Annotated in this window: 20 protein-coding genes, 1 tRNA gene and 1 pseudogene; 10 read left to right on the top strand and 12 right to left on the bottom strand. The window is 54.9% G+C overall.

Annotation, left to right across the window (positions count from 1 at the left end; genetic code table 11):
* Nucleotides 1-18 precede the first annotated feature (18 nt).
* The 3 genes from IOB61_RS01420 to IOB61_RS01410 all read right to left on the bottom strand — a co-directional run bounded on the left by IOB61_RS01420 (nt 19) and on the right by IOB61_RS01410 (nt 5,509).
* On the bottom strand, nt 19-2,667 hold the full coding sequence (locus IOB61_RS01420; RefSeq protein WP_290811093.1) for a TonB-dependent receptor: 2,649 nt from the start codon (nt 2,665-2,667) through the stop codon (nt 19-21).
* Nucleotides 2,668-2,892: 225 nt separating this feature from the next.
* Entirely contained in the window at nt 2,893-4,497 is a 1,605-nt protein-coding gene (locus IOB61_RS01415) for a sodium:solute symporter (protein ID WP_290811090.1), read from the bottom strand.
* Nucleotide 4,498: 1 nt separating this feature from the next.
* Nucleotides 4,499-5,509, bottom strand: coding sequence for an ester cyclase (locus IOB61_RS01410; RefSeq protein WP_290811087.1), 1,011 nt, complete (start codon nt 5,507-5,509; stop codon nt 4,499-4,501).
* 189 nt (nt 5,510-5,698) lie between these two features.
* On the opposite strand from IOB61_RS01410, the gene IOB61_RS01405 reads away from it, so the two are divergent.
* From IOB61_RS01405 to IOB61_RS01395, 3 genes are read left to right on the top strand one after another with little or no spacing between them, the layout of a single operon-like run.
* Entirely contained in the window at nt 5,699-6,565 is an 867-nt protein-coding gene (locus IOB61_RS01405) for a cupin domain-containing protein (protein WP_290811084.1), read from the top strand.
* 7 nt (nt 6,566-6,572) lie between these two features.
* Complete coding sequence (locus IOB61_RS01400) at nt 6,573-7,637, top strand: ester cyclase (protein ID WP_290811081.1); 1,065 nt, start codon at nt 6,573-6,575, stop codon at nt 7,635-7,637.
* On the top strand, nt 7,634-8,368 hold the full coding sequence (locus IOB61_RS01395) for a nuclear transport factor 2 family protein (protein WP_290811078.1): 735 nt from the start codon (nt 7,634-7,636) through the stop codon (nt 8,366-8,368). Before IOB61_RS01400 ends, IOB61_RS01395 begins: the two co-directional genes overlap by 4 nt.
* A gap of 168 nt (nt 8,369-8,536) precedes the next feature.
* On the opposite strand, the gene IOB61_RS01390 is transcribed toward IOB61_RS01395, so the two are convergent.
* The 5 genes from IOB61_RS01390 to IOB61_RS01370 all read right to left on the bottom strand — a co-directional run bounded on the left by IOB61_RS01390 (nt 8,537) and on the right by IOB61_RS01370 (nt 14,500).
* The gene (locus IOB61_RS01390) at nt 8,537-9,781 is read right to left on the bottom strand and encodes a DUF3526 domain-containing protein (protein WP_290811075.1); all 1,245 of its coding nucleotides are present in this window, start codon (nt 9,779-9,781) and stop codon (nt 8,537-8,539) included.
* Complete coding sequence (locus tag IOB61_RS01385) at nt 9,778-11,226, bottom strand: DUF3526 domain-containing protein (RefSeq protein ID WP_290811072.1); 1,449 nt, start codon at nt 11,224-11,226, stop codon at nt 9,778-9,780. The genes IOB61_RS01390 and IOB61_RS01385 overlap by 4 nt, the downstream gene beginning before the upstream one ends.
* Nucleotides 11,223-11,960, bottom strand: a complete 738-nt coding sequence (locus tag IOB61_RS01380) for an ABC transporter ATP-binding protein (protein WP_290811068.1) — start codon at nt 11,958-11,960, stop codon at nt 11,223-11,225. The genes IOB61_RS01385 and IOB61_RS01380 overlap by 4 nt, the downstream gene beginning before the upstream one ends.
* An 11-nt stretch (nt 11,961-11,971) precedes the next feature.
* Nucleotides 11,972-14,098, bottom strand: coding sequence for a TonB-dependent siderophore receptor (locus IOB61_RS01375; protein WP_290811065.1), 2,127 nt, complete (start codon nt 14,096-14,098; stop codon nt 11,972-11,974).
* 327 nt (nt 14,099-14,425) lie between these two features.
* Nucleotides 14,426-14,500 (bottom strand) — tRNA-Gly (locus IOB61_RS01370).
* Nucleotides 14,501-14,623: 123 nt separating this feature from the next.
* Here IOB61_RS01370 and IOB61_RS01365 point away from each other — a divergent pair.
* The 5 genes from IOB61_RS01365 (at nt 14,624) to IOB61_RS01345 (ending at nt 17,477) form a co-directional block, all read left to right on the top strand.
* Nucleotides 14,624-15,163: a prolyl-tRNA synthetase associated domain-containing protein gene (locus tag IOB61_RS01365; protein WP_367272785.1), complete on the top strand. Its 540-nt coding sequence runs from the start codon at nt 14,624-14,626 to the stop codon at nt 15,161-15,163.
* 119 nt (nt 15,164-15,282) lie between these two features.
* Nucleotides 15,283-16,206: a thioredoxin gene (trxA, locus tag IOB61_RS01360; RefSeq protein WP_290811062.1), complete on the top strand. Its 924-nt coding sequence runs from the start codon at nt 15,283-15,285 to the stop codon at nt 16,204-16,206.
* A gap of 32 nt (nt 16,207-16,238) precedes the next feature.
* The gene (locus IOB61_RS01355; protein WP_290811060.1) at nt 16,239-16,913 is read left to right on the top strand and encodes an LON peptidase substrate-binding domain-containing protein; all 675 of its coding nucleotides are present in this window, start codon (nt 16,239-16,241) and stop codon (nt 16,911-16,913) included.
* The gene (locus tag IOB61_RS01350) at nt 16,910-17,122 is read left to right on the top strand and encodes a Trm112 family protein (protein ID WP_290811057.1); all 213 of its coding nucleotides are present in this window, start codon (nt 16,910-16,912) and stop codon (nt 17,120-17,122) included. Before IOB61_RS01355 ends, IOB61_RS01350 begins: the two co-directional genes overlap by 4 nt.
* Nucleotides 17,115-17,477, top strand: coding sequence for a gamma-butyrobetaine hydroxylase-like domain-containing protein (locus IOB61_RS01345; RefSeq protein WP_290811054.1), 363 nt, complete (start codon nt 17,115-17,117; stop codon nt 17,475-17,477). The genes IOB61_RS01350 and IOB61_RS01345 overlap by 8 nt, the downstream gene beginning before the upstream one ends.
* On the opposite strand, the gene ribF is transcribed toward IOB61_RS01345, so the two are convergent.
* Both ribF and IOB61_RS01335 read right to left on the bottom strand, forming a co-directional pair.
* On the bottom strand, nt 17,474-18,409 hold the full coding sequence (ribF, locus tag IOB61_RS01340) for a riboflavin biosynthesis protein RibF (protein WP_290811051.1): 936 nt from the start codon (nt 18,407-18,409) through the stop codon (nt 17,474-17,476). The genes IOB61_RS01345 and ribF overlap by 4 nt on opposite strands.
* Complete coding sequence (locus IOB61_RS01335) at nt 18,409-18,843, bottom strand: MaoC family dehydratase (protein WP_085338484.1); 435 nt, start codon at nt 18,841-18,843, stop codon at nt 18,409-18,411. The genes ribF and IOB61_RS01335 overlap by 1 nt, the downstream gene beginning before the upstream one ends.
* Before the next feature lie 112 nt (nt 18,844-18,955).
* Between IOB61_RS01335 and IOB61_RS01330 the strand changes: the two genes are divergently transcribed.
* Nucleotides 18,956-19,336: a response regulator gene (locus IOB61_RS01330; RefSeq protein WP_367178423.1), complete on the top strand. Its 381-nt coding sequence runs from the start codon at nt 18,956-18,958 to the stop codon at nt 19,334-19,336.
* 28 nt (nt 19,337-19,364) lie between these two features.
* Nucleotides 19,365-20,042, top strand: a complete 678-nt coding sequence (locus IOB61_RS01325; RefSeq protein ID WP_290811046.1) for a protein phosphatase CheZ — start codon at nt 19,365-19,367, stop codon at nt 20,040-20,042.
* A 34-nt stretch (nt 20,043-20,076) separates the two neighbouring features.
* Here the strand turns inward: IOB61_RS01325 and phnE are convergent, their stop codons facing one another.
* Together phnE and phnD are read right to left on the bottom strand one after the other, a co-directional pair.
* On the bottom strand, nt 20,077-20,907 hold the full coding sequence (gene phnE, locus IOB61_RS01320) for a phosphonate ABC transporter, permease protein PhnE (RefSeq protein ID WP_290811043.1): 831 nt from the start codon (nt 20,905-20,907) through the stop codon (nt 20,077-20,079).
* A pseudogene (gene phnD, locus IOB61_RS01315) lies at nt 20,904-21,926 on the bottom strand (phosphate/phosphite/phosphonate ABC transporter substrate-binding protein); the annotation flags it as partial. The pseudogene phnD and the gene phnE, both read right to left, overlap by 4 nt.
* Between the last annotated feature and the right edge of the window lies 1 nt (nt 21,927).

Below are 21,927 nucleotides of genomic sequence, written 5' to 3'. Positions count from 1 at the left end.
TCTTAAGTTGGCGCGAGATCAGAAGCGCAGATTTGCCTTAATGCCCCAGAGCTTAGGTGGCGCATAGCTGGCTTGGAGGGCACCGCCGCCGCCCCAAACGAAGCGGGTCGCCGTTGCTTCATCGGTCACATTGTTGACAAAGGCACCCAAAGACAGATTGTCATTCAGATCCCACGTAACGCGCAAGTCCAGTTTCGTGTAAGCGTCCTGCTTGTCCAAGATTGAGTTGGCAGGTTGGCCATAGAAACCGCTATTGAACGTCAGGACGGCTAAGGGCGTGACTTGGCCCAGACCGCCGAGGTCAAAGACATATTGAGCCGAGAAACTGCCCGAATAGTCAGATGCATATGGCAGTTTCTTGCCCGTCAGATCACAGCCAAAGGCCAAGGCTGGGGCACCTGGAGCGCCAGTCCCGGTTCCTGGAACTGGGCCACAATTATAGCCCGGTGCGAAAATGCGACGCTGCCCAGCATTGGCAATCGTGATGCCGTTGACAATTGTCGGGGTGAGTTGAGTTGCGTCTGCCACAACAATCGAGGTCCCGAATGGCAAGGGCACATTGGTATAGTCGGTGTATTTCGCATCTAGGACCGAGAGCGAGAAGTTCAGCGTCAAATCATCAATCGGACGCCAGATGGCCTCAATTTCAGCACCAGTGGCTTCGGCTTTACCGCTGTTCTCGATGATCGACAGGGTCGTATTGCCTGCCGGGATCTGCCGCTGCTCTTGCAGGCTGTCATATTGGTTGAAGAAAGCAGCAATGTTCAATTGCAGCGTATTGTCCAAGAAGCGATTTTTGCTACCGATTTCAAATGCGGTGACTTCTTCGGGTTTGAAGGTTGGGGTCAGAGCGGCTTGGTTCTGACCCGAGTTAAACCCGCCTGAACGGAAACCCGTTGAAACAGAGCCGTAAAGCAGGCTGTCTTCACTCAGCTGATAATCGGCGGCCAAGCGCCAGGTCAGCTTCTCAAACTCAGCCGTATCATAGGTCGCCCCAGTCAGCACTGCCGTATTGGCGGCCAAACAGGCAAAGCCCGGACGTGGCTGGATTGCGGTTGCCGCAAACACGCAATTGGTAGGCGCACCCTTGGACCCAAAGGCACTGGCTGGAATGCCGCCGGTGGCCAAGGTGATCGCGGTCCCCACTGGCGTTGGGGGTGTCCCGGTCAGGGGAAGCACGGATGCCGCATTGGCGAATTTGAAGTCCTTCGTGTCACGGGTAAATCGAAGGCCAGCCGTCAGCTTCAAGGCTTCGTTCACCGCATAGGTGCCTTGGGCATAGGCTGCAATCGACGTCGTATCAGCGCGTTGCTCATCATAGAAACCGGCCCCGGCAACAGGCAAAGTGACGGGTGCCCCCACCCCACGAATGGTCCGTGGTACTTGCTCGTTGATAAAGACGCCGCGCAATTCGTCATCAAAATAATAGGCACCCACAACATAGCTCAGCGGGCCTTCCCCGCGTGACAAGATCTGGAATTCCTGGCTGAACGTCTTCGCCGACGTTAGCTGATAGTCTGTACCGATTGTGCTGGCGGAAAAATCCGTGTCAGAGGTGCGCACGGCCTCAAAGTCCGCAAAGCCGGTGATGGACTTGAGGGTGAAGGCGTCAAACTCATAGGCAATGTTGGCGCTAGCCCCTGTGGAGCTTAGGTCCAAAATGGTCTTTTGGTCGGTATCAATGGTGTATGGGTCACCGGCAGCAAACAGCGGAATGCCAGCATCAATGGTGAGTGGCGCATCGACCACCCCATCGCGATTCCCGCCACGCGTATTCAAATTGCGGATCGGGGTTGCATTGAACAATTGCTGATTTGAAGGGACGTCGAAGAAAGTGCCGACAAGCTTATAGCCAAAGGCCGAGCCCCCCGCGCCACCACGGGTTCCTTGGTCGATCTTAATGGTCGCTGTCAGCTTGTCTGTTGGCTTCAGAAGTAAAGCTGCCCGCAAATAGCGCGTCTTTTCGTCAAACAGATTATTGCCGTTTGGATTGACGTTCTTGACATAGCCATCATCATCTTCTGAAGCCCCACTGATGCGCAAAGCGGCATTGTCGCTAATGGGGATGTTCACAAATGACTCGATGCGAACTTTGTTGTTCTCGCCGATTGTGACGTCTAGCCCGCTTTTGAACTGTCCCATGCGTGGCTGGGCGGTCGCGATGGAGATATTGCCGCCAAATGTGTTGCGGCCATAAAGGGTTCCCTGTGGGCCACGCAACACTTCAACGCGATCAAGATCAACGAAGCCTAAAGTCGCCTGCTGGGCGCGCGATTGATACACGCCATCAATGAAGAAGCCGATTGTGGTATCGCCATTTACGCCGACATTTTCGGTACGAACGCCGCGAATGGCGGGACGCGCATCAACACCCGAACGCCCAAATGTTAGGCCGGGTACCGAGTTTTCGAGGCGCGACATGTCGGTAAGGCCGCGCGCTTGAATTTGGGCAGCGCTAAAGGCGGATACAGACAGGGGCACATTCTGCAGGTTTTCCTCGCGCCGCTGTGCCGTCACCACAACGGTTTCAATGCCACGCTCAGGCTCGGCTGTTGCATCCGAGGGACTTTGTTGCGCGAAGCTCGGCGTCGCGACCATAAAGGCCAAGCTGGATATGGTTGCTAAAAGTGTTGTTTTTGTCGCGTGAGTGACGAAATTATTCAGCATCGCAAGGACCCCCTCGATTTTTCGAAAGATAATATGATTGTATTATGACTTCGAATGCAAGCAGAATTTAACAGGGTCATGCGCCGTCTGGGCGTAATTTATGACCTTGCTGCGCGAGAAATGTCCAAGTGTGGCAGAAATGCCCGCAAACTGGTCTAATGCTCTGCTCTATGAGGCAGGCACGACTCAGCCCATCTCGCATGCGCATGCAAAACTGAGTCGCCTTCAGACGAGATATTCAAACAGAGCCAAGGCGATCAAGGTGGCGACAAGATAGGCCAGCAACCACAGGCTCTGCTTATCAATTGCGCCCGGCATCGTATTCCAATTACCATCCTTGAGCGGCCGGCCTTCCGCTGCAAACCGGGCTTGTTGACCCGGCACGGAATAAGGGGACCATTCGGCTTGCTTGCCGTCCAAGATGCGGCTTGCGGTCCAGCCGACAATGATGGTTGCCGCCCCGCCGATCAAGCAGAACCAAGGCCAAGCAACATCGGTGTAATTTGCGACGAACCAAATGATGGCAAAACCTGCGACCACACCAGCCATCAGGCCGCGCTCAGTTGTGTGCTTTGAGAAGAAGCCCAAGCCATACATGCCAAGCTTTGCCCCAACAAAATAGCTGCCAATCTTGCTCAAAACTTCCAGAATGGAGCCGTTGGATTGATCGTAGAGGATTGCAGGGCCAATGATGATGACCGCCCAAATGACCGTCGCTATACGGGTTGCGCGGAGATAATGTGCGTCATCTCCATCTTTTTTGAAATAGCGTTGATAGAAGTCGACCACGCTGGCCGTCGCCATCGAATTGAAGGCAGAGCTTAAGGTCGACATGGAGGCCGCCAAAACCGCTGCTGCCAAGATACCGAGCAACCCCGGCACCCCAGACTCTGAGGCAAATTGCAAGATGATTTGATTGGGCTGGTCGAAAGGCTTGCCGTCATAATAGCCATAGGCAAGCACGCCGATGAAGAAGAACAGAAAATAGATCGGAAAGGCGGCATAGCCCATTAAAAGATAGGATTTTTTGGCGTCACCTATGTTCTTCGCCCCTAAGGTACGCTGAACCATCATCTGGTTCGCACCATAAACGGTGATGTGAAACAACGTCATGCCAAACAGGCCCGAATAAATGGTCGTCGCCACACTTGGGTCGGGTGTGAAATCAATCGCACTCAACCGCCCCAATTCCTTGAGGTTTGCCAAGACCTCACCAACTGGTGTCGGCATGGAAACAAAAAGCGCAATGAGAATGACGATCGCGCCACCAAACAAAACCGCTGCTTGGAAGACATCGGTCCAGATAACGGCCAACATGCCGCCCATCGTTGTATAGATGAGAGCCATAATGGTCACGATCACCACGGCCATGGGGATGGACATCCCAGTAATGAACTTCAAAACAAGGGCAGTCGCAAACAGGATCGCGCCCGTTGATAGGCCTTGTGTCACCAAGAAAATAATCGACATGACGGCCCGACTTAATTGCCCAAACCGACGTTCTTGATACTCATAAATTGAGGCAACCCCACTCATATAAAAGAAGGGTAGGAAGAAGCCTGTGACCAGAATAATGACGATGGGATAATTCAAATGAATGGCTAAGGCCGCCAGTCCATCCTTATAGGCCCAGGCGGGCGCGCCCAAAAAGGAAAGCGCACTGATATAGGTGGCAATCACCGACAGACCGATTGCCCACCACGGTGTTGAACCGCTTCCGAGGTTAAACTCCTTGGCAGTCGTGACTTTACGACCCAAGACATAACCAAGCACCAGATTGCCAATCAAAAAGGCGATGACGATTGCCCAATCAAGTGCGTCAAACTTCATGTCATGCCCCCGCTTTTGCTTTAGCCAAAGGGCCTGCAAACACATCTAAATCGAACTGCTTGAGCAGGTCGATCATATCGATAAAGACCCAATTTTCACTCAGGAAGTCGCCATCGCGACGCCAGAAATCCATAACGCGCATGGTTATGCGCTTGTTGGTTGCCGGAAGCCCTAACCACCCATCGCCCAGATGCGTCGCGTTTATGCTGGGCCAGCCTGAGGATGCGACAAAAGCACCATCCCCAATGCGACACCGGTGATTGCCGCCGATACGGTCTGGAAACGCGGTCAAAAAGGGTTGTTGGTGCGCCCGTTCATAATCCTGATGCCCGCGGGCACTGCCAATGCCGCCGGGCCCATACCAATGAAACTGAGGGGTCCAAAAGCGGGTCATGCCCATGCTCTTTAGCGACTTGCCGTCATAACTCATGAGACCGGCAATCATGGCTTCAACCAGTTTCAGGCTCTTCTCGCTCTCAGAAGCCTCCGACAAGCCAAGGTATAGGCCGTCTTGGGTGGCTGGTGCAGGCGACCAGGATTCACCCAATTGTGCTCGAACCGGCCAAACGCCACATTCTATCATCAGCCGTGCAATGTCTAGGATAACAATACTTTCAACAACTTGACCATATTCCAGTCGCTCAAACCAGCCAAAGCGAAGCCAGTGAGGACGATGGGTTGCGGCAATCCCAAAGAAGTCCTTTTCAAACCTGCCAACGAGCCAACCGTAACTGGCAATCCAATCACCCGATTTGAAAACACCCTGCATCAAGATGTCGGTGCGGCGTTCGAGGTCGGAGAAAGACGCCACTAAAGGGGCGAAGAAGCCCTCATAAATCGCGTCTCGACCAACCAAACGATCCCCCGTGGCGCGGTCAAATGGGGCACACACCGACATGACACAGTTTGGGGCATAGAGTTCGTTCAAGAGGTTGGACGCACAGAGGCTTAAGTCGCGCGCCGCATCGATTGCGCGCCAGTAGTCCGGCTTGAGGTTTTTCGGTTCGTTCATCCAAAGCATATTGACTTCGAATGCAACGGTCGTAAACCCTTATTTTGAAGCAAGTGGCTTTTAGGGTGTTGAAGAATCTGTCGATCGCCAGGTTCTGATGATTGGATGGTTGGGGTGGATCAGGATTTTGCTTCTATGTCCCGCGAAGGTCTGCGCCCCAGGCGCGCAGAAGATTGGGAAGCGCGTTTGGTGCGCTACGTAGATTTGCGTCCGTGCTATAATGCTTTCATCGACTGTCGTTCACCGGGGTCGGAAGCAAAAGAGAATTTCACCATTATTGGCCCCGGGGTTTCTGAAAATCCCGATCAATATGTCCATATTGCTGAGCCGCATGGTTTCAATATTGGGGGTGCCCGCCAACCACCCGCATGTGTGAACTCTCAGCATAGTCACGATACGGCAGAAGTATTTCTCGTTCATACGGGGCATTGGCGCTTTGATTTGGGTGAAAAGGGTCAAGATGCTCAGGTTGAAATGGGGCCTGGGGATGTCATTTCGATACCGACGGGCATGTTTCGCGGATTTACCAATATTGGCGAAGACATAGGCTTCCTGTGGGCGGTTCTGGGCCAGGATGATCCCGGTCGTGTTCTTTGGGCGCCAGATGTTTTCAAATTGGCCCGAAAGCATGGACTTGTCCTGTTGGAGACGGGTCAGTTGATCGACACGGTGGCTGGGCAAATGGTACCTCCTGATGCCGCCATCATGCCCGAAACAACCGCAGAGCAAGTTGCCTCACTTCGCGTTGTCACGCCGGCGGAGGCGGCATCTTTTGTTGCAAAAGCAAAGCCGGGCACCTACCCGATCATCCATAAAGACGGCATCTTGCGCGGTGAGCATGGTTTCAGCCTGTCGCAAGTCTCGCTCAAAGCGGGCCAAGAGCTTCAAGAGATAGCTGGTGCGGTGCTGTTTGTTCATCGAGGCGCGCTGACCCTGACGTGTGAAGACGGTCCCTTGCCTTTAGAGATTGGCGATACATTGTCTGTTCCTCGGGAAGAAACGCCCAAAATAATTGCCAACCAAGACAGCGTTATCCACGTCGTCAAAAAATTATAGGGCCACAATGAGCGCTTTGGGCCTTTATGGTCGAGACATTGCCGACCTCCTTGCGCCTCAAGGTGCACGCCGACAGCCCATGCAGGGCTTTGACCCGATTTATGTGGACATCATTGACTATATCATTCGCTGTACGCACCGAATTTGGGAGGAAAAGGACATTGGTCTTATCGCCACCCATTATAGTCCCGATTGTCCGATCCATTTGATGAGTGGCGATGTCGCGGGCGTTGAGGGTGTGATCGCGGGCACGCTCAAAACCTTGAACAGCTTTCCGGATCGAACCTTGGTGGGCGAGGCAGTTATCTGGTCGGGTAATGAGACCGATGGCTATCATTCATCCCATCGCATCACGAGCCACGCTACCCATCAAGGCGACGGCGAATTTGGGCCTGCGACTGGGCGCAGGGTTTGTTTCACAACCATTGCCGATTGCTTGTGCCTTGAAAACCGCATCGTTGAAGAATGGCTTGTCCGAGACAATGCCAAGATTGCCCGTGATTTGGGGACGAGCGCGAAGGCTTTAGGGCAGGCGCAAGCCAAGGTTTTACCAGCGGCCAATGCCGGGATCGCAGACTGGCGGGCAAAGCTTATTGATGACATTCTTGGCCAGGGGCCATTGGACTTTAAAGACCCATCATTTCCCGATCCCGCTCAAGATCCCGATGAGTTTGCCCACCTCGTTTTTCAGCAAATTTGGAACTTGCGTCGCTTATCGCGGGTGAGGGAAATCTATGCCCCCCATGCCCATTGGGCCGGGCCGGATGCCCGGTTGCTGTTTGGCCATGGCGAAATAGCGGGATGGATTGGCGCGCTCTTGTCCATGTCTAAAGGTGCACGCATTCGCGTTGACCATGTTGGATCCGTCACCGAAGGGCCCTTCACCGACATCGCGGTGCGCTGGAGCTTTGCCGGGACCCATAACAGCACGGGGCTGTACGGCCCGCCAACAGGTGTGCCGCTCTATATTTTAGCGATTAGCCATTGGCGCACCTTGGGCGGTGTCATTGTCGAAGAAACCACCATTTTTGACGAGATCGCCCTGTGGCATCAATTGAGCGGTGGAGCATGAGCGCCATGACCTTCGGCGAGATGTTGACTGAACTCTATGTCAACGAAAATGTCGGCGCGCTTGAACGACTCTATCTGCATCGGGCCACCCGACGTAGCCGCGGCGAACTTATCTTCGGGCGAGACGCCATCCGACAGCAGGCCCTTGCCGACCTCGCCGAGTTTTCAGGCTGGCGCTTCCAAATCAACGCCAGCACAGACGCGTTTGCAGATGTTGAGTGGTTATCGCCTGATGGCGCAACTGTGCGACGGCACTACTGGATCATACTGGAAAATGGCCGAATATCGGCCGATAGAGTGATTTCGCGTCCGCTTCATCCAGCACCAATTCAGCAACATCATCAGCTACTTGGCGAATTAGATTCAGGTCACGGGCAAGTCGGGCCGGGTGAGCTTGTTGGGTTCAGCTTGATCGCTCAAAATCTACACAAGATTTGGAACGGCAGGCAGATTGGGCTCCTAAACGCGCTTTATGATGATGAAGCACGCTGGACTGGCCCCGGCTTAGAGGGGGGGCTGTCAGACCTCAAAAGCTGGTGGCTCGCCCAATTCTTGGCGTTTCCGCAGTCCCACATTGTGTTTGAACGAGAACTGAGTTTCGAAAATCATAGAGCCCTTCTCTGGCAATGGGCCCGTATTGATGTCGATGGGCGTCGAGACCGCGTTGCTGGCAGCACGTGCCTGCACCTGGTGGGCGACAAAATTGTGCAAGAGACCACACTTATTGAGTGAGGCGCGCCCCTATTGAGGTGGCACACGCAGGGCGAGGCAAGCCAGCTTTCGATTTTCCCCTTCTCTGCGCGTTAGGGATCAGTTGGATTATTCTCATGCCCGCAGACCGATATCGCCTTGATCGCGGCCTTGCTTGGATCACCCCTATCCAGCTTGAGAGTGCGGATCTTACTGGCCGACGAACTTTGGGGCTGCGTCAAAGTCGGCCGGCGTGAAAGGCTTATCGGTGAAGAGGAATGGGTAATAATAGGTTCGAAGCTGGGTGTGAAAGGCCCGTACGCGCTCTTGATAAGCCAAGTGTGCGGCTACATCTGTGCGCGCAATGCGGTGCAGGCCGCGCTGGATCGCAATAGGCGGTAGAGCGAGGGCGACAAGTCCCGCCCGGGCATCACGCGTGGCGATCCCTTCGCGATAGGCACGCGACATTGGCGCAACCTGTTCATCGCCTAAATGCTGGAAAGCATAGTACCACTTCCACTCAAATGGTCTTTGCATAGGCGGTGATTCAGCAAATTCCGGATAGAGCTTGTAAAAGCGCTGTAGGGTCGCTTCGCGATCTAGATCCCAAGCATCATGCACTGCCTCGCGATTTTCGCGCATGATCGCAGCCCCATCTGGAATGGGCGTTGTGGCATTGATGACGAGATTGGAGCCGGCGGGCGCAATCAACGTGATGACAAACCAGATGGTGGCCAGCATGGCGGCATTGGTTGGCGAGCTTGATCCAGCTTGTGCGACGAGGGTTGCAATGAAGGTCCAAAACCCAAGAAAGACAAGGATGAGTGCAGTGAAGGCGAGCGTCTCGCCAAGTCCAGCACCGCTTACGACAGCACCGATCCAGAAGACCAATAGGAGAATTGCGCTGACCAAACCAAAGCGCGCCGCAATGCGGGGAATCCAAAGGCGGGTTCGGGCTTTTGGCATGACTTGCAAGCTCGACAGGCGTCCTGCCTCGCGTTCCCCAGACCACAGGTCATAGAAGAGAACAATCAGCACCAAAGGCGCTAAATAGATCAGTACGAAGGCAAAATCGAAGCGGCCGGGCAGCGTCAGCTCGGGGTTTTGCGCTTCATTCTCATGAATTTGACCCTCCAAAGCCAAAGCCCGAATACGCAGCACAGAGGGGGCAATATCGCGCTGGCCAAGGGCAGCAAAAGCAAGCGGGGCTGGCGGGTCCCAGGTGGGGTGAAAGCGATAATAGGCCGCGTCACCCGCCTCTGTCGCAAAGACTTTGATTGCGGCCGTATCCTTGTCTTGCAGCGCGATAACTTCGGTGATGGCGGCCCTTTGTTTGGCAACTTCCTGTAGCCCAAGCCAAACGGACCCGGCCGCTAAGGCGGCTAGGAGTGCAATCGCCCAAAGGCTTGCCCGCTGGCGCAACAGAAAGCCAATTTCTCGCCAGAAATGCCTCATAGCGCCCTGGCTCCCAAGGTGCGGGCACTAAAGCCTGCTAAAACGACCAAGCCAGCAAGCCAGGCTGCGAGCTTCAGGATTGGGGAGATGGCAGCAGAGAAGCGCTCGGCGGTGCTGGTGGGTTTGAACATAAAGTCAGGGGCTTTGGCCCAATAGTCTGAAGCGATGCGGGTGCGTTGCTCGGCTTGCCGATCCTTAGAGCGCGCCGCATCATCGGCAAGCCTTAGTTTATCGCGGTGGAGACCGTTGAGATATTGGACCATGGCGAAGCGATGGGCCTCGCTTTGCTGCAGAAAGCGCAAATGGGTTTCAAGATCGGTTCCCGCTCCTGCCATCGAGACGCGGCGAACCGCCAAGGCTGGGCTTAAAATCGAAAGATGCGACACGATTTGGCTTTGAGCGCGTTGGGTTGCGGCCAATTTGGAAAAATACTTGTCGAACAGTCTGGAGGTCAGCGCCTCCCCTTCGGCAGAAACGGCCCCTCGGAAATTGAAGGGGAGGTCCTCAATCTTCGTCACGCCATACCGGGCCAATGTCCGAGCTTTAAAGGCGGCAAAGAAGGGATCGTCTGGATTATGGCTATCGCCCAACTCGCGCAGCTCTGCTTGGATCCTCAAATCGGTTGCGGCACGGCTGTCTAATGGCACCAAGCGGCTTGCCAGTTCGGCGGCCCCGCGCGGGGCAATGATGGCGACAAAGCACCATATTCCAATCAGGATCAACAAAGCGGCTTGCCCTGATCGAGCTAGAGCTGAAGCGGAAACAATCCCAAGAACCCAGATCGCCACATAAAGGCCGTAGCCAAGTCCGATCATGGCAGCAGCAACGGCTTCGCTCGGCATCGCGATCGCCATCAGAATGAGGGCCAACCAGGCCGGCGTTAGCGCAGCAAAACCAACCACACCAAGTGCAAGTGTCTTGCCAAGGACCAAATCTCCGGGCGTCACACCAGAAGACAAAAGCAGACGGAGGCTACCTTGCGTGCGCTCCCGCGTGATCATCGAGAAGCCTAGAAAGATCAACAGAAGTGGGGCGAGCGTTTGCAGAACAAAGGCCGGCGTCAATTGACCAAAGCGCAGCAGACTGGAATTCTCGCGCACAGCCGAAATGGTTGCACTGTTCTGACGATGGCCCTCGAGATAAAGCGTTGTGCCGCTAAACGGGTCAATTCCCGGATCAAACCCGGCAAGTGAGCCAATCGGACGATAAACATAGCTGCCATAATGCACCATTCGGTGCGGGTGGCGGGCAGGCTGGGCCTCAAACAGCGCGTCCGTCTGTGTCTGATTGGCAAGGCGGTTTTGTCGTTCCTGTGCCATATGGGCGTGCGAGCTCGCCGCGGCGATTGTCGACAAAAGCACTAAGGCGATCACGCCAATCAAGGCCACGCGTGAACGTATCATGAGGGCAAGTTCCGCCCGTGCAATCAAGTGGGCGCGTTTCATGCAGGGGTGTTTCCGAGGCGCGCTTGGGTGAAGGCACCATAGAGGGATTGCAAGTCAAACCTTGGACTCGCCTGTTGGGCTTGCCATTGGGATGCCAGTTTTCCATCCACCATCAAGCCGATCGTGTCAGCGACATCAATGGCACCCAACAAGTCATGCGTCACCATCAAGATCGCCACATCCTTGGTCTTGAGGTCCACCAAGAGGGCATGGAAATCCTGTGTGGCTTGTGGGTCGAGCCCGCTCGTCGGTTCATCCAATAGGAGCACGGGGGTACGGCGTAGCAGGGCCAGCGCGATCGCTGTTTTCTGGCGCATCCCCTTGGAGAAAGTGGATAATCGTTGATCATGGGCGGCAGGAGCCAGCCGGACTTGTGCAAAGGCCGCGTCAATTTGGGCTTTAGGCCGTGATTGCCCGGCAAGGCTCAGGAAATACTCCACATTCTCCCGCGCGGTCAGATGTTCATAAAGGGCTATCGTTTCCGGCAAATAGGCGATCGCGTCCCGCACAGCATCGGGTCGATTGGCGGGGTCTTTGCCATCAACCAGAACCTGCCCGCTTGTGAGGGGCAAAAGGCCCAACGTGGCAAACAAGGCTGTGGACTTTCCTGCGCCATTGCCGCCCAAAAGCGCATAGATTTGCCCCGCTGGTACTGTCAGGGTCAGACCATCGAGCACGGTTTTCGAGCCGCGCCGAACCACCACATCCCGCAGCGATAAACCCTCGTCCCCCATCCGATCGCCCCTTAGAAGCTGTAACGCAAAGCCAAAGTCACACTTCGTGGGGCCCCTGGGGCAACCCAAAGCCTGCTGAATGAATTGGTGTAGAAAGTGGTGTCGGCGACATTATTGACTTGGCCTGATAATTCCAAATCATCGGTTAGGTCATAGGTCGCAAACAAGCGCAGCGTCGTATAGGCGGGCAACTCAAAGGTCGTTGCCGTTTCTCCGAGACGTTCGCCCACATAGAGTAATCCGCCGCCAAGCTCTAACTCGCGCCCGCCTAACTCAAACTCTTTCGAGACAAGCGCACTCACCGTATGCTCGGGTACATTGATCAGGCGGTCGCCCTTTCTAATGAGCGCAGCAAAATTGGGATCAAGCCCATCCTTGGTCACTTGCGCGTCCACATAGGCATAGGAGACTCTCAGATCGAGCTCGCCCGGTAGTTCTGCGGTCACGTCAATTTCAAGGCCACGGCTCTCGGCCTCGCCGATGGCGAGAGAAAAGCCCGCATTGACTGGGTCTGCCGTTAGGATGTTCGTCTTTGTCATGGAGAAGGCTGCAAGTGTCGCCTCCAAATCGCCATCGAGAAGCGTGATCTTACTGCCCACTTCGAAGGATTCAGATTCCTCTGGGGCAAAGGCCTTGCCGGCAAAATCTGTTCCCGAATTGGCCCTAAAGCCCTGTCCATATGACCCATAAAGGGTGAAGGCCTCATTGGCTTCAAAGACAAAACCAACTTGTGGGCTGAATTTGGTATCGCTGAACGAGGTCGTGCTATTGTTCGCTCGGTTCAGTCCGTCGGCAGAAAAATCATCATAGCGCCCGCCTATGCGGATATGCAGTCTATCCCCCAGTTTGATCTGGTCTTGGATGTAAAGCCCCCAAGCCTCTTGCTCATCCAAGCGATTGATCTGGGGACCCGGTGTTGGAAGCGGAAACTGGCCATAGGCCGGATTGAAGATATTGATCACATTGCCTGCAGCGGCGCTCGGGTTTCCGGCAAGCGAAGGCGGCCGAAAGCGCAAAAACAGCTGGTCGTTGGAAAATTGGTCATAGTCAAACCCCGCCAAGATTCGGTGCTCAAGGGCGCCGGTCTCAAACCGCCCACTGATTTCGGCGCGATAAACGATATGTTCGGCCTCATAATCGCGGAAGCGACGCTGGCGGGACAGGGTTTGACCATCCACAAACAAGCGTTGCCGCGCCGTGGCCAGTTCGGCTTCCGTTGAGAAGCCCTCTAGATCGGTGGCGCGATAGCCTGCGCCAAGTAAAAGGCTCCAGTCGTCATTTAAATCATGTTGAAGCTGAAGTTGGTGGCCAGTCGCATCTGCTTGCAGTGGCCCATCGCCCGGCTCGCCCAAAAAGCGCGAGCTTGGGATTACACCCAACTGATTGTTGAGAGAGACCACGCCACGATCAAAGGGAAGTTCCTGGCGGGTGATTTCGCCTTCATAGGACAGGCTGGTTCGTGGCGTAATGCGCCATTGTGCGACAGGAAATATACCCGAGCGTGTGGTTTCAAGTGTGTCGCGAAAGCTGTCGCTTTGCTCGTAAAAGCCGCCCAAGCGCACCGCCACGTTGTCGCTTAAGGGTCCCGTCCAGTCGCCGTCCAATCGGACTTTGTCAAAGCTGCCCAGCGCGAGGCCAATCGTACCTTCCGACTCAAACTCGGGTTTCTTTGTGACAAGATTGATGGTGCCTCCCGGTTCCCCCCGGCCGAAGACGGCTGCTGAGGGGCCCTTCAAAATCTCAATCCGCTCAATCCCAACAATATCGCGGGGGCCGCCAAAGCCCCTGCCAGCATTAAAGCCATTGACGAGATAGCCACTTGGCAAATTCTCATCGCCCGCAAAGCCACGCACCGCGAAATTATCCCACAGGCCACCGAAATTATTCTGGCGCGCCATGGAGGCTGACAAGTCCAACGCATCCGACAATCGGGTGATGCCAACCTCTTCCAAGGTGTCCGCCTCCAAAATGTCGACGGATTGTGGCGTCAGTTTTAAAGGAATATCAGCCCGATAGGCTTGGCGTTGGGCTGTGACGACGACTGTTTCGTCGGTTTCTGGGGCAGCAAAGGCAGGAACGGGAAGTAATGCAGCAGCAATGAGGGTGCTGGTCAAAAAAGAAATTCGGCGGGTTGTCATCGTGCCTCGGTGCCTCTGAAATGGGTTGGCATAAGTGTTCAAACACTTTAATGACGGATTGTTACATTATCACATAACAGATGTCAGGGGGGCGTAAGCAGAAGCCTGCCATTGTGTGATCACATGGTTGCGAGACGTGGGTGTGTGAAAGGCAGAGATAAAGCACGCCAGTCCATCGTGTCAGCCAGCCCCCACCGACATAGACTGTGCGTCAGCAGACATAGGCGCGCTCAATCTTGCGCTTAGATCGACCGGAGTGACAGTCGCGGCGTCACAAGCCTAGCCAACAGCCAGACTATGCCATTTAGGTTTTGGGAGATTAAAAAATGGAGCGGGCGATGAGATTCGAACTCACGACATCCACCTTGGCAAGGTGGCGCTCTACCCCTGAGCTACGCCCGCGTCCTTGGGTACCGAAGGGACAAGTCCTCCGTAAGGACGGCGCATATGCCTTAGAGCTGACTGAAGTGCAAGGGGGGTGAGGCCTGCTTGATGCAGCTAGGTGCCATGGGTTACAGCAGGGCCATGATGAAAACGCCTTCGAAACCCGCCAGCCGCGCTGATCTCTTCAAGCTTTTCGACCACTTGGGCATCGCGCACCATACGTTGGATCATCGCCCTGTTTTCACGGTGGAGGAGGGGGCAGATATCAAGGCTGCCCTGCCAGGCGGGCATACGAAAAACCTATTTCTGAAAGACAAGGATGGCGCATTTTTTCTCGTCTGCGCTTTGGGACAGACGCAAGTCCGTCTCAATCAGCTGCATAAGACCCTCGGCTGCGCCCGCTTAAGCTTCGGTAGCGAAGAGCATCTGTTGGAACTCTTGGGTGTCACACCGGGCTCTGTGACGCTTTTTGCACTCATCAATGATCCAGACCGGAGGGTTACTTTGGTGCTGGATGAGGCCCTCTTGGCTGCAGAGCCGATCAATTTCCACCCGCTGAAGAATAATGCCACGACCGCAATCTCGCAGGCCGATCTGGCAGTCTTTATCCGTAACTGGGGCGGTCGGGTGTATCGCTGTGACTTCTCAGGTGATTTGCCGCAGGCCGAACCTTGGACATGAGCTTTAGGAAACACAGGCAGCGGCTTGCAACCTGACTGGGGTAAGCCCATTTCTAAACGTGAGACGATTTTTCACGGACGCAATGTGAGAGGAGCGTGCGGCCCCGCACGGACACATCCATGGCCCTTATTGGCTTAGGCAGTTCAAAACCCAAATCAGGCGGTACCGCCGATCCAACCGGACTTATCAAGGATGGCAGCGATCAAACCTTTAAGGCTGACGTGATCGATGTTTCGATGGAAACACCGGTTCTGGTCGATTTCTGGGCCCCGTGGTGTGGCCCATGTCGGACGCTAACGCCAACCTTGGAGAAAGTGGTTCGCGCAGCAAATGGCAAAATACGTCTAGTCAAAATCAATATAGATGAGCATCCTGCCATCGCGGGGCAGTTACGTGTACAGTCCATTCCAGCGGTTTTTGCCTTTGATAAGGGCCGCCCCGTTGACGGCTTTATGGGGGCCCAACCCGAGAGCCAAATCAAGGCTTTGGTTGATCGACTGGTCGGTGCCCAGCCTGCCGGTGTGGACGAGCTTTTGGCCGCGGCAAAGGAAAGTCTGGACCTAGGAGATCTGGGTGGTGCTGCCCAATCCTATGCGCAAGCAGCCAGTCTGGATCCAGAAAACCCAAAGGCCTTGGCCGGTCTGGCCCGCGTTTATGTAATGGGCGGGGAGTTAGAAAAGGCCCAAGAGATTTTGGCTTCAATTCCCAAGGCTAAAGCCAAAGACAGTGATGTCATCAGCGTGCAAGCCCAGATCGATCTGATCCTGGATGTGGCTGAGGCGGGCGATGCCGCTGCCTTGACGGAGACGTTGGCCGATGCGCCAGAAGACCTGGCAGCCCGATTTGAATTGGCCAAAGCCCATATTGCCGCAGGCGACTTTGAAGGCGCAGTCGAGCATTTGCTCTTCATCATCAAAACAGACCGCACTTGGCAGGAAGATGCCGCCCGCAAGCAATTGTTGAAAGTGTTTGATGCGGCAGGGCCGATGGCCGAGGTTACGCGGCAAGGGCGGCGTAAATTGTCGGCCATTCTGTTTTCTTAATCCCACAACGGCGCTTGAACGAGGGCAAAGTCATGGTGGCAGGCTATGTCTACCGCAAACCATCAGACCTTCCGGCAACCATTCCTGTGTTTCCGTTGACCGGTGCGCTTTTGTTCCCGCGCGGCCAATTACCCCTGAATATTTTTGAGCCGCGTTATCTGAATATGATTGATGACGCCTTGGCTGGGAATCGGTTGATCGGGATGATCCAGCCGGATGGAACGGGAGACCCCGAAAAGCCGGGGTTATCGCGGGTTGGTTGCGTTGGAAAGCTCACCTCGTTTTCAGAGACTGACGATGGTCGGTATCTCATAACGCTGACCGGGATCTGCCGTTTTAAAGTCGCCCGTGAGTACCAAGTCACCACGCCTTATCGTCAAGTGACGGCGGACTGGCAGAGCTTTGCGGATGATTTAAAGCCGCCCAGCTCGATGGTCGGTTTTGATCGAACCGGCCTCTTGAATGCTTTACGCGCCTATCTCGAGCGCAATAATCTCAAGGCGGACTGGAGTTCAATCGACCAAGCCCAAGCCGAGCCTTTGGTGAATGCGCTATCGGCGCTGTGCCCCTTTGTGCCGATTGAGAAGCAAGCTCTGCTGGAAGCACCAACTATCGAGGATCGACGCGACGCATTGATTGCCTTACTGGACATGGATCAAGGTGACCGTGACGACGATTCCGATGATGAGGAGAGACCCCTGCAATGACCGATGCCGCCAAAAGCACTGCCACGGAAGGGCGTGAGATTGATCCCCGTTTGCTGGAAATCCTTGTCTGCCCCGTCACGCGCACCCGTTTGACCTATGATCGTGATCGCGGTGAATTGGTGTCGAAGGCAGCGCGCTTAGCCTATCCCATCCGCGATGGCGTGCCGATCATGTTAGCGGGCGAAGCGCGTGAGTTGAATGATGCCTGAGATGGCTGGTGGCAGTTCTGACCGGCCTTGGCCTGTGGAACTGGTCTTTCAGGCAGGTGCCAAGCGCCTCAGGGCCCGTTTTGACGACGGGGCGTGCTTCGATATCCCATACGAGCTTTTGCGCGTGGAGAGCCCTTCTGCTGAGGTGCAGGGCCATTCAGCAGCCGGCAAAAAATGGGTGACGGGTAAACAGGATGTCGGCATCGAGCGGGCAGAACAGGTCGGTCGCTATGCACTCCGCCTTGTTTTTGATGATGGCCACGACAGCGGCATCTACACGTGGGATTGGCTCTATCGCCTCGGCCGTGACCAGGATGCCCTTTTGGCCGATTATCGCCGGGCGATAAGAGCCTAAGCGACCACCGAGAGAATTTGGGCCGCTTCTTCAGCGTCACGTCCAATTTGCGCAACCAGTTCAGGCAAGCCAGCAAACTTCATCTCCGGCCGCAGGAAGGCGTGCAAGCCGACTTCAAGGCGGCTGCCATAAAGATCGCCCTCAAAGTCAAAGATATTGACCTCAAACAAGGGTTGTCGCAGGCCGGTTGTGGGGGTGCGGCCAAAATTGGCGACACCGCTATACCAAGCCTCATCGCCCACACGATTGACCCGCACGGCATAGACGCCAAAACGTGGTGCCAGTTGGTCTTCCAAATGGAAGTTTGCGGTTGGGAATCCGATCGTACGACCGCGCTTTTCCCCGTGTTGAACAACACCTTCCACCCGCCAAGGCCGTCCGAGCAGGGCGGTAACCATGGCCAGATGTCCGGCTTTCAAGGCCTCGCGCACACGGGTTGAGGAATAGCGCACCCCACTATGGTCCAGTACAGGTTCGACAATACTGACGCCAAATCCCAAATCTTTGCCCATGGCCTGCAGCATGGAACCATCGCCGCGGCGATCACAGCCAAAGCGGAAATCATGACCAACTGTGACATGGCGTGGCTTTAGCTTGCCAACCAGAATGTCGGTAATGAAATCCTCAGCCGCCATACTTGCCATACTGGCATCAAATGGGATTTCGAACATGATCTCCGCACCCACATCAGCTGCGCGCTCTGCCCGCAGTCTTGGTGTGTTGAGGCGGAAAGATGGGGTGTCGGGTCCGGCAAAGAAACATTTCGGTGGTGGTTCAAAGGCGGCTACGGCGAGTGGGCGTTCCGGGCACGCTTCTTGGGCAGCGCGCAGCACAGCGACATGGCCCAGATGCAATCCATCAAATGCCCCCAGCGCGACACTTGCGCCTTGAGCTTCGGTGGGAATGAGAGACCGGGTATCGAAACTCAGCATTAGCCCTCGCGCTTTGCGACCATCACAACAGCTTCACCACTCAGGACTGCTTTGCCAGCGATCAAGCAGGTTGTCGACAGGGTGACAAAGCCTTTCGCAGGGTCGAGTTGGGTGATCTCAACCCGGCTCGTCACGGTGGCCCCGATTTTGACCGGGCGCTTAAACTGCAAGGTTTGGCTTACATAGACCGAGCCGGGGCCTGGCAGACGCATACCAATGAGGGCTGAGACATGGCTGGCCGTTAGCATGCCATGGGCGATCCGCTCTTCAAACCGGGTCGTTGCGGCAAATTCTGAGTCGAAATGAACCGGGTTCATATCGCCTGATGCAGCACCAAACATAAGTATGTCTGCTTCGGTTACTGTGCGCGAAGATTCGGCTGTCTGGCCTACACTCAATTCTTCGAAATAAAAGCCTGCTGCAGGATTTGGCATCTGATGTCCTTTTTTGGAACGTGATTCACGCTTCTTTAGCGCTCAACTGGTAGAGGGTTGTCAACCGTGGGGTGAGAGTGGCCGAAGCCACCAAAGGAGAAGTCGTATGGCAGTGGATATGAACGCGCCAGTATTGGTCGTCGATGATTATCAGACAATGGTTCGCATCATTCGCAATCTTTTGAAGCAGCTTGGCTTTGAAAATGTCGATGAAGCCGCCGATGGGCGCGAAGCTCTCGAGAAAATGAAGAAGACCAAATATGGCCTCGTGATCTCGGACTGGAACATGGAGCCGATGACGGGCTATGAGCTTTTGCGCGAAGTTCGTGCCGATGAAATCCTGAAGCCAACCCCGTTCATCATGGTGACCGCGGAATCTAAAACGGAAAACGTGATTGCTGCGAAAAAGGCTGGTGTAAACAACTATATCGTCAAGCCGTTCAACGCCCAAACCCTGAAAGCTAAGATCGCTTCTGTTCTGGGCGATTTCTAAGCATTGCTTGTAAAAAGGGGGGCTGACGATGCCGTCACCAGAAGTTGCTACCAAGGTTCGTGACGCGATCACAGCGCTAAAGGGCGCAGACCTTAAAGACCCTCGCTTGGGCGAAGTGCTGACCTTGGCGTCGCAAATGAGCGAAGCCATGCAGATGTTTTTCAGCTCAATCGATCGCAGCCTGTTTGATGAGATGCGCTATATCTCATCCTATATTCAGCGCACGCGGCTTGAGATTTCTAATCTGCGTCCAAACGATCTGAGTGAAGATCGTATTCCAGGCGCCGGTGCAGAGCTTCACGCAGTTGTCCAACACACGGCCGAAGCCACCAATCTTATCATGGCTGTTGCAGAAGATGTGATGGCAGCAGACACAAGCGATCCTGCCGCTTATCAGGCCTTTGTGTCGGAAAAGATGATGGAGATCTTTGAGGCCTGCACGTTCCAAGACATTACCGGTCAACGGATCAAAAAGGTGGTCGACACCTTGACCCATATCGAGCAGCGTCTCGAGCGCTTCGCCAGTGTGATGGGCGTTGAAGATGCTGAGCTTGAAGAGACGGCAGAAGATAAGCGCAAGCGCGAGAACCTGCTCAACGGCCCTGCGCTCAACGGCCCAGAGGTCGCTCAAGACGATATTGATGCCCTCTTCGGTACGGAAGGCGCATCGATGGATCAAAGCGACTTGGACGCTTTGTTCGACTAAACCTGATCTAATCCTGCGGTTACCAAGCCTGCGTTTACAGAAGTCTGGAACGCATGGCTTGGCTCAGCATATCGATCAATGTAACGGCCACCACGATGATGATCCCGATGGCTGCCGTCTGCTCGTACTGGAAGCTGTTCATGCTTTCCATCAGCTTCATGCCAATACCGCCCGCACCGATCAGGCCCAAAACAGTGGCCGAACGGGAATTGGATTCAAAGCGGTAGAGCGCATAGGACGTCCATAGCGGCGCAACTTGCGGCAAGACGCCCCACATAATCTCATGCAGCTTTGCAGCCCCTGTCGCGCGCACGCCTTCAACAGGGCGGCTGTCGATCGATTCCACGGCTTCAGAGAATAATTTGGCCAAAACCCCTGCCGTATGCAGCGCGATTGCCAACACCCCAGCCAACGGACCAAGGCCAACCGCCACAATAAAGATCAGGCCTAGCACCAATTCATTCACCGAGCGCAAGAAGTCCATCAAGCGACGCATCGGCCATACAAGCCAAGACGGGGCTACGTTGGAGGCGCACATAAAGCCGAATGGAATGGCCATGATCACGGCCAAGCAGGTGCCCCAGATGGCGACTTGTACCGTCAGCCACATTTCCCGGACATAGACACGCCATTCCGAGAAGTCGGGATTGATCAGCCGCGTCGTGAAGGTCTGCATATTCTCCGAATTGGTGAAGAGGCGGGTGACCTTGGAAATCTCTGCGGGGCCAAAACTGATCACCAACAACAGAAAAATCCCACCCCAAACCAAAAGGTCATAGAGCTTGTCGGCTGCAGTGCGGGTTGGCGGTGCGGGCACATGGCCCAGCGAAACGGCACCGCTGGCTTTCATTGGGGTCGAACTCATTTCTTGACCGCCTTTCCTTCAACGGCATAGCCTTCAGTTGGGGTTGTCGGAAGCAGGGGCAGAGCACGGCTTTTGGCGGCTTCTGCTTCTGCTTGGATGGCATCGAAGGCTTCTTTGGCCTTGGCAATTCTGCCGACATCGCCCGATTGCTGGGCTTGCATCAGGTCTTCAGTTGCTTGCATCTGCCGGACAGGCAGCAAGTGGTCATTATTGGCTGGCTGGAACAGACCGAAGCTGAGCGAAGCGAGAATAGCCCGTTCGCGATCTTGTTGTGCCTTGTCGCCTTGCCGGCCATAATTCAAGAAGAAGTCTTTGATTTTCTTCTTCTTAACGGGGTCCAAATCCTTGCGCCAAATGATGGGGTCTTCGGGCAGAGTTGGTGATGTCCAAATGACTTTGACCCCGTTGATCAATTTTGGATCTTGTACGCCCAAGATTTGCAGAGAAGTGGAATTATTGGTTGCCGCATCCAAGAGGCCCGCTGCTACTGATCGCACATTGGCCTCATGATTGGCCGAACGCACGGTTTTAAAGCAATTGGACGGGTTGATGTTGCGGGGTGCAAACAAATAGGTCATCGGCGCTAAGGTGCCGGATGTCGAACTCGCATCCCCCATGCCAAAGTCCTTGCTTCGATCACAGGTCAATAATTGATCAATGGTCAAGGTGGACTTCTTGTTGACGATCACCACCGAATTATAGCCGTCCACACCCGACGGGTCGGACGAGCGGAGGAACACTTCTGCTGCGCCGGTACTGACAACCTCCCAGCCGGGCTTGTTCGAGAACCAGCCGACTTGGGTTTGACCAAATTGCATCGCGGTCACCAAGGGTGCGTAACCAGTTTGGAAATAGGGCTTAATTGTTAGGCCCGTTTGCTTTTCCATATCCGCCAATAAGGGCTTCCAGCGGGCCCCGAGATTCTGGCTGTTTTCAGTGGCGAGAATGGAGAAAATGATATCGGCCTCAACCTTTGGCTTGGCTTGCTGCCACAAGGCATAGGAACCGCCGATGACCATG

The sequence above is a fragment of the Aquidulcibacter sp. genome (genome assembly GCF_020253525.1).
Lineage (GTDB): Bacteria > Pseudomonadota > Alphaproteobacteria > Caulobacterales > Aquidulcibacteraceae > Aquidulcibacter.
The sequence above is the reverse complement of the archived record's forward strand: the minus strand, read 5'-3'. Positions and strand labels throughout refer to the sequence as shown.